This window comes from Enterobacter cloacae complex sp. IR53041 (assembly GCF_049238285.1).
GTDB lineage: Bacteria > Pseudomonadota > Gammaproteobacteria > Enterobacterales > Enterobacteriaceae > Enterobacter > Enterobacter roggenkampii.
Genome location: NZ_JBMKHB010000027.1, coordinates 12,310 through 24,528, shown reverse-complemented (window position 1 = coordinate 24,528; position 12,219 = coordinate 12,310). Strand labels below are relative to the sequence as shown.

8 protein-coding genes are annotated in these 12,219 nt (G+C 57.5%); 5 read left to right on the top strand and 3 right to left on the bottom strand.

The annotated features are described in order from the left end of the window. Positions 1-46 precede the first annotated feature (46 nt). Positions 47-2,827 carry a flavocytochrome c gene (locus tag ACOTXF_RS17800; protein ID WP_234115293.1) on the bottom strand — a complete coding sequence of 927 codons (2,781 nt, stop codon included), beginning with the start codon at positions 2,825-2,827 and terminating at the stop codon, positions 47-49. A 609-nt stretch (positions 2,828-3,436) separates the two neighbouring features. Here ACOTXF_RS17800 and ACOTXF_RS17795 point away from each other — a divergent pair. Together ACOTXF_RS17795 and fumA are read left to right on the top strand one after the other, a co-directional pair. After that, positions 3,437-4,945 (top strand): anion permease, encoded by a 1,509-nt coding sequence (locus tag ACOTXF_RS17795; RefSeq protein WP_234115292.1) that lies wholly within the window; start codon positions 3,437-3,439, stop codon positions 4,943-4,945. A gap of 52 nt (positions 4,946-4,997) precedes the next feature. Continuing rightward, a complete protein-coding gene (gene fumA / locus ACOTXF_RS17790; protein ID WP_234115291.1) occupies positions 4,998-6,647 on the top strand; it encodes a class I fumarate hydratase FumA in 1,650 nt (549 codons plus the stop codon). Here the strand turns inward: fumA and ACOTXF_RS17785 are convergent. Beyond that, positions 6,636-7,568, bottom strand: a complete 933-nt coding sequence (locus ACOTXF_RS17785; protein ID WP_234115290.1) for a LysR family transcriptional regulator — start codon at positions 7,566-7,568, stop codon at positions 6,636-6,638. The genes fumA and ACOTXF_RS17785 overlap by 12 nt on opposite strands. A gap of 67 nt (positions 7,569-7,635) precedes the next feature. Here ACOTXF_RS17785 and ACOTXF_RS17780 point away from each other — a divergent pair, with 67 nt between their 5' ends. From ACOTXF_RS17780 to ACOTXF_RS17770, 3 genes are all read left to right on the top strand, one after another. After that, the gene (locus ACOTXF_RS17780; RefSeq protein WP_047746472.1) at positions 7,636-8,934 is read left to right on the top strand and encodes a serine hydrolase domain-containing protein; all 1,299 of its coding nucleotides are present in this window, start codon (positions 7,636-7,638) and stop codon (positions 8,932-8,934) included. Between the two features lie 280 nt (positions 8,935-9,214). Then, positions 9,215-10,528, top strand: coding sequence for an MFS transporter (locus ACOTXF_RS17775; protein WP_023293862.1), 1,314 nt, complete (start codon positions 9,215-9,217; stop codon positions 10,526-10,528). Further along, a complete protein-coding gene (locus tag ACOTXF_RS17770; RefSeq protein ID WP_047746473.1) occupies positions 10,525-11,313 on the top strand; it encodes a substrate-binding domain-containing protein in 789 nt (262 codons plus the stop codon). The genes ACOTXF_RS17775 and ACOTXF_RS17770 overlap by 4 nt, the downstream gene beginning before the upstream one ends. Here the strand turns inward: ACOTXF_RS17770 and ACOTXF_RS17765 are convergent. Continuing rightward, complete coding sequence (locus ACOTXF_RS17765; RefSeq protein ID WP_047746475.1) at positions 11,288-12,187, bottom strand: LysR family transcriptional regulator; 900 nt, start codon at positions 12,185-12,187, stop codon at positions 11,288-11,290. The genes ACOTXF_RS17770 and ACOTXF_RS17765 overlap by 26 nt on opposite strands. Between the last annotated feature and the right edge of the window lie 32 nt (positions 12,188-12,219).

The window sequence follows — 12,219 nt, the reverse complement described above, 5'->3', positions numbered from 1 at the left end:
AAATGCCGGATATCGCTGCGCGTATCCGGCCTGGGAAGCAGGTGCCTTACATCTTTTTCGAACGCAGAGCCGCCTGATGTCCTGCAAGGGTACCAAAAATGATGATATCTGCCACTGCGTTACCGCCGATACGGTTGCCGCCGTGGATCCCGCCGACCACTTCACCGGCCGCAAACGCACCTGGCAGCACGTTGTGGTTGCTGTCCAGCACGCAGGTTTCGGTGTTGATGGTCACGCCGCCCATGGTGTGGTGCACGCCTGGTGCAATCTGAATGGCGTAGAATGGCCCTTCATTGATTGGCGCACGCAGCGCGGTGGTACGTCCAAAGTCGTCATCGTGCTGTTTTTCAACGAAACCGTTGTAACGTTCCAGGGTCGCCAGGAAAGCGTGGTAATCCATGCCGAGCGCTTCCGCCAGCGCTTTTGGCGAGCTGGCGCTGGTCACGAAGCCTTTAGCGATGTACTCATCCGCGGCTTTGTTTTTGGCGCGAACATGCTCGTCAAAGACGATGTACGCGTATTTCTCCGGCAGCGCGATGATTGACGCCGAAACTTTATCGCGGGTCGACATTTCGTTGTAGAAGCGTTCCCCTTTCTGATTGACCAGAATCGCCCCGCCGCCGCGGATGGATTCGGAAATCAGGTACGAGGTTTTCTGCTCAACGGTTGGGTGGATCTGGATCTCGCCCATATCAACCGTACCTGCCCCGATACGCTCCAGCAGCGCGATGCCGCCACCGGTCGCCCCTTTATGGTTGGTGGTAACGAACCCTTCCAGGTCAGGGCGGTATTTCACCACCATCTGGCTGTTAGCGCTGAAGCCGCCGGTAGCGACAATCACGCTTTTCGCTGCCACGGTGAGGGTTTCGTTCTCTTCGGTGGTCAGGCGCACGCCGGTCACTTCGCCGTTTTCGAAGATGATGTCGCTGACGGAGGTATCCAGCATCACCTCGATGTTGCGTTTGTTGACGTTACGCACCAGGCCGCTGATCAGGTAGCCGCCGACCGCTGAGCCGTCTTTTGGACGGTGGGTACGGTCAATGCTCATCCCGCCGGTGGTGGTGATGTCGTTCAGCATGATGCCGCGGGTTGCCAGCCATTCAATGGCCTTCGGCGCGTTCTCAACGAAGCGGTGCAGCAGTTCCGGGTTGTTCTTGTTGCCGCCACCTTTCAGGCTTTCCTGGTAGAACAGCTCTTTGCTGTCCTGAATGCCCTTCACGCGCTGGAAGCGGGTTTCTGCGGCGTTCATCCCGGCAGAGGCTTTAATGGTGTTGCCACCGATGGTTGGCATTTTCTCAACAATCAGCACGCTCGCGCCTTCGTCGTGCGCCTGAATCGCCGCCGCCAGACCGGCGCCGCCGCTGCCGACAACCACCACGTCCACGCTGCGGGTTTCGTTCGGGTCAACGCCCTCTTCCGCTGCCAGCGCTTTGCTGGATTTCAGCATCGCTTTAGAGACCGCTTTCTTCACCGCCTCGCTCTGGCTGGTTGCGCCGGTGATGGCATCCACGTGCGGGGTGTTGGCATCCAGAATGCGGGTGCGGATCTCTTCAAAGCTGGTGACAAACTCAACGTCTTCGCTCGGGCCAGAGGCCAGCTCGATGTCTGCAATGCGGTCCGTTTCCAGACTGACGTTAATCACCAGCTCGTTCGCGTCGTCCTGCACCTTCTCAGTAAACATGCCCGGTTTGAATTTCGATTCGCCCATGCTCATGTCGCGGATCATCGCTTCCACCAGCGAGAAGCGCCACAGCGGCTCAGGAATGTTCAGCGCCTCGCGCTGGGTGCTGTCCATAAACAGCTCCAGGTTTTCCCCGGCCGCGATGCGGTCGGTCCAGTCCGGGTAAGCGATGGTGGCACGGCCAACGGCAATCAGGTCGTAACCGTGGTCCAGCGCTTCATTGGCATCGGCGGCATTCACCACGCCGCCCACGCCCATCACCGGTACCTGAGCCAGCGTTTCAGAACGCATCGCGCAGTATTTTTCGATCAGCGGCGTCGGGTCCTGGGTGTCAACAATGGAAGGACGCAGGGTCGCGCCGACGGAGAAGTGGAGGTAGTCCACGCCGCGAGCCGCCAGTTTTTCCAGCAGGTACATGGTGTCTTCAAAGCGGATGCCCGGCACTTCAAGCTCTTCAGGAGAGAAGCGGTAGCCAATAATAAAGGCGTCGTCCGCGTACTGGCGCACCATTTTGTGGGTGATATCCAGTACTGCCAGCGGGAACTTCGCGCGGTTGTCGCGGCTGCCGCCCCACTCGTCATCGCGCTGGTTAGAGTTTGGCGAATAGAACTGCTGAATCAGATAGGTGTTTGCCCCGTGGATTTCCACGCCGTCGAACCCGGCCTGGATGGCGCGGCGCACCGCTTCACCAAACTTGCCGATCATGCCTTCCACTTCTTCGCCAGTCAGTGCCACTGGCGTTGTTGCGCCCTCACGCGGCGCGGCAACAGCGCTTGGACCAACCGGCGTACGGCCACCGATCAGTTTCGGGTCGACCATGCGGCCGCCGTGGTAGATCTGCAGCAGGGCTTTAGATCCTTTGGATTTGATCGCCTCCGCGATTTTCGCCAGCCCGGCAATTTTCTCGTCATTATCAATCCCGATCGCGCCCGGGAAGGCGAGACCGAGATCGTCGACGAAGCAGCACTCCACAATAATGGTGGCGATGCTTCCGGAACGGGCACGATAGTACTCCACCAGTTCGCTGGTGACGGTGCCGTCGTAATAGCCGGTGCAGGTGGTCATAGGGGCCATTAACAAACGGTTTTTCAGTTCAGTGCCATTCGGTAATGTGAAGGGGCTAAGAATACGTTCGTTAGTGCTCATAATTGAAACTCCAAACTTTTTAAAATTAAGAATTCGTTATCGGATTAATTTTTTAGTTCGTCGTTATTTGCCGATGTCATGATATTAATATAATGATTTTTTTACTTTCTAAAGTCATTACGTTAGTTAAAAAACTATTTAATCCCTGCAATAACACAATTAACACATTGGTGTTAGCAAATGTCATTTAGCCATTCACAATAATTTAAAATTCGTTAAATAATGATTGGTAAAACCACTTTTCCAAATAACTAAAAATACCCAACAAAACAAACATATATAAAATCAAAGATAATAAAAATGTTACAAAAATGATAAAATAAACCAATAAAAAAGGGAATACCCACATACGCCAGAGTGGTTATTAATAAAAGCATAAAAATAACGCTGCAATTCTATTTTTTTGATCGCGATCAATAGTTATGGCATCCGAAAGCGCAATATAAAAACATCATCAATTTTTAATTTAGCGCCTCCATAAAAGCGTTAAATTGCTATTACTGAAAATACAAAATCGCACCTTTAATAACTAAAAAAAGCAAAGAAACTTAAGAAAGTGATTTTGTTTTTCAGTACGACCGAATCTTTGACAACTTAAGACGTGAAACTATGAATACAAAAACTGCTGTAACGCCCCCTGTGGCGAACCAGGCATCAAATGGAAACGCAAAACGTCTGCTGATGATGGCACTGCCCGTCATCGTCGCCGTACTGCTGCTGTTTGTTCCGGTACCGGAAGGCCTGCCTCCTTACGCGTGGCACTATTTCGCTATCTTCGTTGGCGTGATCGTCGGTTTGATCTTCGAACCGCTGCCGGGCGCGGTGATCGGTCTCACCGGCGTGGTCGCCATTGCGCTGTGCAGCCAGTGGGTGCTGTTTAGCCCTGAACAGCTGGCTGATCCGAAATTCAAGCTGGCGGGCGCCTCCTTTAAATGGGCGGTGAGCGGGTTTGGTAACTCTACCGTCTGGCTAATTTTCGGTGCCTTTATGTTCGCCGCAGGCTATGACAAAACCCGCTTCGGCCGCCGTCTGGCGCTGATTCTGGTGAAATACCTCGGCCGTCGCAGCCTGACGCTCGGTTACGCGATTACGTTTGCTGACCTGCTGCTGGCACCGTTCACCCCGTCCAACACCGCGCGCAGCGGCGGGACCATCTACCCGATCATCGCTAACCTGCCGCCGCTGTACGGTTCAAAACCGAACGACCCAAGCGCGCGTAAGATTGGTTCGTATCTGATGTGGGTGGCGATCACCGCGGCCTGTATCACCAGCTCAATGTTCCTCTCCGCACTTGCGCCGAACCTGCTGGCCCTGGCGCTGGTGAAAAGTACGGTTGGAATCGATATCTCCTGGGGGACCTGGTTCCTCGCCTTCCTGCCGCTGGGTATCCTGCTGATTCTGACCATGCCGCTGCTGGCCTACTGGTTCTACCCACCAGAAGTGAAGGTAAACAACGAAGTGCCGCTGTGGGCGACCCGTGAGCTGGAAAAACTGGGCAAACTGTCCCGCAATGAAATCCTGCTGCTGGTGTTCGTGTGCTGTGCGCTGCTGATGTGGATCTTTGCCGCCGCGTGGATTGAACCGGCTATGGCTGCCATGCTCATCGTCGGCCTGATGCTGTGGACCGGCGTGCTGGAGTGGAACGACATCACCGGTAATAAAGCCGCGTGGAACACCTTCGTCTGGTTCGCCACCCTGGTGGCGCTGGCGGATGGCCTCTCCTCTACCGGCTTTATCAGCTGGTTAGGTAAAGAAGGCGGTTTGCTGATGAGCGGTATCTCTCCGGGCGTAGCGACCATCGTCCTGCTGCTGGCGTTCTACCTGCTGCACTACCTGTTTGCCAGCACCACCGCGCACACCACGGCGCTGCTGCCAGCGATGCTGACCATCGCCTCCACCATCCCGGGCATGAATATGGAAGTGTTCGTTCTGCTGATGGTGACCTCGCTGGGCGTGATGGGGATCATCACCCCGTACGGCACTGGCCCAAGCCCGATCTACTACGGTAGCGGCTACCTGCCAACCAAAGACTACTGGCGCCTCGGCACCATCTTCGGTGCCATCTTCCTGGCGGCCCTGCTGCTGATTGGCTATCCGTGGATGTCCATGATGTTCTGATTCCTGACCGCCGGACTTCTCCTCCGGCGGTTTTATTTTTTTGGAGCAAGCTATGTCAAACAAACCGTTTTTTTATCAAAACCCCTTCCCACTGGCGCACGACGACACCGAATACTATCTGCTGACCAAAGAGCACGTTTCCGTTGCCGAGTTCGACGGTCAGGAAGTCCTGAAAGTCGAGCCAGAGGCGCTGACGCTGCTGGCGCAGCAGGCGTTCCACGACGCCGCATTTATGCTGCGTCCTTCCCATCAGAAGCAGGTCGCCGCCATTCTTAACGATCCGGAAGCCAGCCAGAACGATAAGTACGTTGCCCTGCAGTTCCTGCGCAACTCCGAAATCGCCGCTAAAGGCGTGCTGCCAACCTGCCAGGATACCGGCACGGCGATCATCATGGGTAAAAAAGGCCAGCGCGTCTGGACCGGCGGTGGCGATGAAGCGGCCCTGAGTCAGGGGGTGTACAACACCTACATTGAAGACAACCTGCGCTACTCCCAGAACGCGGCGCTGGATATGTATAAAGAGGTGAACACCGGCACCAACCTGCCGGCGCAGATTGACCTCTACAGCGTTGACGGCGATGAGTACAAATTCCTGTGCATGGCAAAAGGCGGCGGCTCTGCCAACAAAACCTATCTCTACCAGGAAACCAAAGCGCTGATCACCCCGGCGAAGCTGAAAAACTATCTGGTTGAGAAGATGCGCACTCTCGGTACCGCGGCCTGCCCGCCGTACCATATCGCGTTCGTGATCGGCGGTACCTCGGCGGAAGCCACGTTGAAAACCGTGAAGCTGGCCTCCACGCGCTACTACGACGCGCTGCCAACGGAAGGCAACGAACACGGCCAGGCGTTCCGCGACGTTCAGCTCGAACAGGAGCTGCTCCAGGAAGCCCAGAACCTCGGCCTGGGCGCGCAGTTTGGCGGTAAATACTTCGCCCACGACATCCGCGTGATCCGCCTGCCGCGCCACGGCGCCTCCTGCCCTATCGGCATGGGGGTCTCCTGCTCCGCGGACCGCAACATCAAAGCGAAAATCAACCGCGACGGGATCTGGATTGAGAAGCTGGAGCATAACCCGGGCCAGTACATTCCTGAATCGCTGCGCCAGCGGGGTGAAGGCGACGTGGTTAGCATCGATCTGAACAAGCCGATGAATGAGATCCTGGCGCAGCTTTCCGCACACCCGGTCTCTACCCGCCTGTCGCTGAACGGGACCATCATCGTGGCGCGCGACATCGCCCACGCGAAGCTGAAAGAGCTAATCGACAACGGTGAGGAACTGCCGCAGTACGTCAAAGATCACCCGATCTACTACGCGGGCCCGGCCAAAACGCCGGAAGGCTACGCGTCTGGCTCACTCGGCCCAACCACGGCAGGGCGCATGGATTCGTATGTGGACTTACTGCAGTCCCACGGCGCGAGCATGATCATGCTGGCGAAAGGCAACCGCAGCCAGCAGGTGACGGACGCCTGCCATAAACATGGCGGCTTCTACCTGGGCAGCATCGGCGGCCCGGCGGCGGTGCTGGCGCAAAACAGCATCAAGAGCCTGGAGTGCGTGGCGTATCCTGAGCTGGGCATGGAAGCTATCTGGAAGATCGAGGTCGAGAACTTCCCGGCGTTTATCCTGGTGGATGACAAAGGCAACGATTTCTTCCAGCAGATCCAGAACCCGCAGTGTAAAGGCTGTTCACAGCGCTGATTGCTTCCATACGTCCGGCAAGAGCGACAGCGTTTCAGCGATTGTGCTGCGCTTGTCGCTCCCCGGCTTCCAGATGGTGACCATCGTCTGACCAATCCCCTGGCTGCCCACTTCGGTGTGCAGCCTGTTTACGTTTTGCCACTGCCCAGCGTGAAAATGCGTCGGTAAGAATCCCCAGCCGCAGCCGCGCTCCAGCAGACCGCGCAGCATCTCCGGCTCATTGGTAAAGAGGGTATGCCCGGAAATCTGCAGGCGGCGCGCCACCGGCTCGTCCGAGGCGGGGTGCATGACGACCTGAGGTACCAGGGAGAGATCGAGCAGCGACAGAGGGGAAGCACTGTCCGCAAACAGCCCGCTGGCGGCATAAAAATCCATCTCGATGGCACCCAGGGCCCGCCACTCCATGTCGTTGCCCACGCTGCGGTTGCGCGCCTGGCAGATGGCCAGATCCGCGTCGTTATTCGCCAGCAGCCGTTCCGATTCATCCCGCGAGGCGCAGATAAGGCTCAGGCGGATTTTTCGCACCGCCATGTCAGCAATCACCCCGTGCAGAAAGGCTCTGGGCGTAAAAGGATCGTAGACCAGCGTCAGGTCCTGCGTGGCACCGTGCGGCACCTCTCTGGCAAACGCCTCAAAGGCTTTTACCTGCCGCATCAGGAGGTGCGCCTGGCGCTGAAGCTGTTCCCCTTCGGGCGTGAGCCGCAGGGTGCGGCCGTCGCGAATAAACAGCGCGTAGCCCAACCCATCCTCAAGAAAATCAACCAGATCGCGAAGCGTCGTGCGGTCCTTCTTCAGCTCCACCGCGGCTTTACTCAGGCTCCCATTCTCGGCCACGGCGGTAAATGCCTCGAGCTGTGCAAAAGAGTAAATCAGTCCCGCCACGCTACGCTCCTTCTGTTTTTTGGGGGGATTTTCCCCCATTACGCGTTTTTTATTATAGCCCCGGGGTTTTTAAACTGAAGCCGTTCTTGACCTGTAAGAGACGGATATGAAAAACAGTAAAGTAAACCATGCCCTGCTGGCGGGCCTTGTCTTCAGCACCCTGATCTCCCCTGCGGCAGTGGCGGCCTGTAAAGGCACCGACCTCAGCGCCTGCCCTGCCCCCTTCGACACCACGCTGCCTGACACCCATAAGATGCTCACCTGGAGTCAGGCCGATCGCGTGGTGGGCTTTCGCAATGACTACCGCAACTACACCGGGGATGTTTTCCGCCACGGTAACGCTGTGCCGCTGGAAATGTCGGACAAGCCGCTCACGGACGCACACTATCAGGTCAACGGCAGGCGCTACGACCTTAAGGACTACCTCCAGCGGCAGAACGTCAGCGGCATGCTGGTGCTGAAGGACGGCAAAATCGCCTGGAAGTATCTTGGAGAGGGCAATACCGACTCGACGCTCTGGACCTCGCGCTCGGTTGGGAAGTCGGTGGTATCGGCGCTGGTGGGCGTGGCCCTCAAAGAGGGAAAAATTCACTCGCTCGACGACCTGGTCACGCGGTATGAACCCGACCTGAAAGGCACCGCGTGGGACGGCGTGACGCTTAAGCAGCTGATCACCCATACCTCCGGCGTGGCCTGGAACGAGGATTACACCAACCCTAAATCCGACTTTGCGCAGCTCACCGAGTGCGAGGCGAAGCCGGGTACCTATGACTGCGTGCGCAAGCTGGTGAAGGGGCTGCGCAGGGCGCACCCGGCCGGAGAGAACTGGTCTTACTCTTCGGGCGGCGCCTGGCTGCTGGGTGACGTGCTGGAGCGGGCCACCAGCATGACGCTCGCAGCCTATCTGGAGAAAAGCATCTGGCAGCCTTACGGCATGGCGAGCGACGGCGTGTGGCATGCCTACAGCAAAGGCCAGCACGACGTCGGCGCGCACGGCTTTAACGCCACGCTGGAGGACTGGGGACGCTTCGGGCAATTTATCCTGAACAACGGTACGTTACCGAACGGTAAGACCATCCTGCCGGAAAACTGGATCCGGCAGTCGTCAGGCTGGACGAAGGCCAAAGGCTCGGTCTCTGACGCCCATCCCGAGGGGCTGTACGGCTATCAGTGGTGGAACAATGAAGTGCCCGCCAACGCCGCGGGCGTAGAGCCGACGGCAAAGGATTCGCTGAAAGGTTCGCTCTGGGCGCTGGGCATTTTCGGACAGATGATCGTGGTGAACCCGAAGGAAAATCTGGTCATCGTCCAGTGGTCTACCTGGCCGCAGGCGGAACCGTCCTTCAGCGCCCAGCCGCTGGAAGCCTCTCTGATGTTTAGCGCGATTGCCAGGGCGCTGCGCTAAATGGCCTCCGCCGGGTAATGACGCGGTTACCCGGCTCATTCTGAAACGCGCCTCTGCGCCACATCACAAAATCACAATATCAGAGACTTACAGAATATTGGTGAATAAAAAGCCAACACTTTGTTAAGTTATTGTTGCCATTAATTGTATTTATTCGCCGGATTATATTCATGCAAGAAATGCATCAGTCGATGCGGCATTTGCGCTTATCTAATTCCTCATCCTGATCCAGTTTTCAGAAACAGACGCGTAAAACGTCAACAATAAACTGGAGATAACCATGTTTTCCTCAACCTCACCTGCAACCGTACGGTCGAAGGCGGGCGCGATACTTCGCGTCACGTCCGGCAACTTTCTTGAGCAATTCGATTTCTTTCTGTTCGGCTTCTATGCCACCTACATCGCCCACACGTTCTTCCCGGCGAGCAGTGAATTTGCGTCGCTGATGATGACCTTCGCCGTCTTCGGCGCGGGCTTTTTGATGCGTCCAATCGGCGCCATTGTGCTGGGGGCTTATATTGACAAGGTTGGCCGCCGCAAAGGGCTAATAGTGACGCTTTCCATTATGGCGGCAGGCACCTTCCTGATCGTGCTGATCCCGTCTTATCAAAGTATTGGGCTTTGGGCGCCGCTGCTGGTGCTGACGGGCCGTCTGCTGCAGGGGTTTTCCGCCGGCGCGGAGCTTGGGGGCGTGTCGGTCTATCTCGCGGAAATCGCCACGCCGGGCCGCAAGGGCTTTTACACCAGCTGGCAGTCCGGTAGCCAGCAGGTCGCCATTATGGTCGCCGCCGCAATGGGCTTTGCGCTGAACGCGGTGCTGGAAGAGAGCGCCATCCGCGAATGGGGCTGGCGCATCCCGTTCCTGTTCGGCTGTTTAATCGTGCCGTTTATCTTTTTCCTGCGCCGCAAGCTGGAGGAGACGGAAGAGTTCAGCGCGCGCCGCCATCATCTGGAGATGCGCCAGGTCTTTAAAACGCTGCTCGCGAACTGGCAGGTGGTGGTCGCGGGCATGCTGATGGTGGCGATGACCACCACGGCCTTTTATCTGATCACCGTTTATGCGCCCACCTTTGGTAAAAAGGTGCTGATGCTGAGCGCGTCAGACAGCCTGCTGGTCACGCTGCTGGTGGCGATCTCTAACTTCGTCTGGCTGCCGGTGGGCGGTGCCCTGTCGGACCGTTTTGGCCGCAAGCCGGTGCTGATTGCCATGACCCTGCTGGCGCTGGCGACCAGCTACCCGGCCCTGACGCTGCTGGCGAACGCGCCCAGCTTCTCGATGATGCTGAGCGTGCTGCTGTGGCTCTCCTTCCTCTACGGCCTCTATAACGGCGCGATGATCCCGGCGCTGACGGAAATTATGCCTGCTGAAGTCCGCGTAGCGGGGTTCTCTCTGGCCTACAGCCTGGCAACGGCGGTGTTCGGTGGCTTTACCCCGGTGATGTCCACCGCGCTGATTGAATACACCGGTGACAAAGCCTCGCCGGGCTACTGGATGAGCTTCGCTGCGGTATGTGCCCTGCTGGCAACGCTCTACCTCTACCGCCGTCGTGCGATGTCGCTGCAAAATACCGTCAAGTCACAGGGGGCCGCATGAAACGCACGTCTCGCTATACCGCCAGCGCGCTGGTGCTGATGTTACTGAGCGTCAATGCCTTTGCCCAGGACGTGAAGGTCATGATTTCCGGCGGCTTCAAAGCCGCCCTTGAAAAGCTGGCCCCGGAATATGAACGCCAGACCGGGGATAAAATTGTGGTCATCCCCGGCCCCTCAATGGGCAATACGCCGCAGGCGATCCCAAACCGGCTCGCGCGCGGCGAGAAGGCCGACGTGGTGATTATGGTGGGCGATGCGCTGGAGAAGCTCGAAAAGGCCAGCCAGACCCGGCCGGGGTCGCGAACGGAACTCGCGGATTCTCCCGTTGGCATGGTGGTAAAAAAAGGAGCGAAAGTACCGGATATCAGCAGCGACGCGAAACTGCGTGAAACGCTGCTGCAGGCCAGCTCCATCGCCTACTCTGACAGCGCCAGCGGCAGGTACGTCAGCCAGGGGCTTTTCAAAAAGCTGGGCATTGAAAAGGAGGTCGCCGATAAAGCGACAATGGTCGAGCGCATTCCTGTTGCCTCGGAAGTGGCAAAAGGAAAATACGCCGTCGGTTTCCAGCAGGTTAGCGAGCTGTTGCCGGTTCAGGGCGTCACCTTTGTCGGGAAAATCCCTGACAATGTGCAATACATCACGCGCTTCGCGGGTGCGGTCACTCGTCACGCTGAACATCCTGACGAGGGGAAAGCGCTGTTGACCTATCTCGCCTCACCGCCCTCACGCGCCGTCATCGAGAAGACGGGGATGATCCCCGTTACGTCCGGCGATACTGCTCGGTGATCTGCTTTTCCAGTTCAGCCGCAATGTAAGACTGGATGCGCCCCCGGCGCCGGATAAGCCCAACGGTGCGTTTCACTTCCGGCGCCACCAGCGGCAGATGCGTCAACAGCGTGTGCTCAGAGGTCGGCATTGACATGGCGGGAACGGCAGCGATGCCAATCCCCGCCTCAACCATACCGAGCATCGTGGTGACGTGACGCGTTTCGCAGACGCTGGGGCGCCCGGGAATAATATCCCCCAGCATCCGATCGAGCAGGTTACGGTTACCTGACGTTTTATCGAGGGAGATATAATCCTGCTGATAAAACGCCTGCCACGTCAGGTGACTCTTCTGCGCCACGGGGTGATCCTTTCGGCACGCCGCGACGTAGACATCCTCCACCAGCGGGAAAAACTCGATTTCAGACGGCAGGTTTCCTGCGAAGCAGATGCCGAAATCCGCCTGGCTGCGGGCCACGGCGTCAATCACATTCCCCGCGCTGCTGTCGATGAGCTTGATGCGAACGCGCGGATACCGAGACTGAAAACGCCGGATCACGTCGGGCATAAAGTAACAGGCTGCGGAAGGGACCGCGGCAACCGCGATCAGCCCCGTCCGCTCTTCGCTAGCCTTATCTACATCCGCCAGCATTGACTCCACGCTGTCGAGCAGCTGCGCAGAGCGCTCGGCAAAGTTTTGCCCGTAGAGCGTCAGCGCCACGCGGCGGGTGGTGCGTTCGAACAGCCTGTTTCCCAGCGCGGCTTCCAGCTTTTCAATCCTGCGGCTCAGCGCCGACTGGGATAAGCAGATAGATTCAGCGGCGACACGGAAGTTACCGTATTCCACTAACGCTCTGAAAGCATAAAGATCGTTAAGGTCAAAATTCACGGGCATGGCGTCTGGATGTCCTGTCATGGAATACGCAA

Coding starts and splice junctions, on each gene's coding strand:
- ACOTXF_RS17765 (WP_047746475.1), bottom strand. CDS start 12,187: ATGCCCGTGAATTTTGACCTTAACGATCTTTATGCTTTCAGAGCGTTA.
- ACOTXF_RS17800 (WP_234115293.1), bottom strand. CDS start 2,827: ATGAGCACTAACGAACGTATTCTTAGCCCCTTCACATTACCGAATGGC.
- fumA (WP_234115291.1), top strand. CDS start 4,998: ATGTCAAACAAACCGTTTTTTTATCAAAACCCCTTCCCACTGGCGCAC.
- ACOTXF_RS17770 (WP_047746473.1), top strand. CDS start 10,525: ATGAAACGCACGTCTCGCTATACCGCCAGCGCGCTGGTGCTGATGTTA.
- ACOTXF_RS17785 (WP_234115290.1), bottom strand. CDS start 7,568: ATGGGGGAAAATCCCCCCAAAAAACAGAAGGAGCGTAGCGTGGCGGGA.
- ACOTXF_RS17780 (WP_047746472.1), top strand. CDS start 7,636: ATGAAAAACAGTAAAGTAAACCATGCCCTGCTGGCGGGCCTTGTCTTC.
- ACOTXF_RS17795 (WP_234115292.1), top strand. CDS start 3,437: ATGAATACAAAAACTGCTGTAACGCCCCCTGTGGCGAACCAGGCATCA.
- ACOTXF_RS17775 (WP_023293862.1), top strand. CDS start 9,215: ATGTTTTCCTCAACCTCACCTGCAACCGTACGGTCGAAGGCGGGCGCG.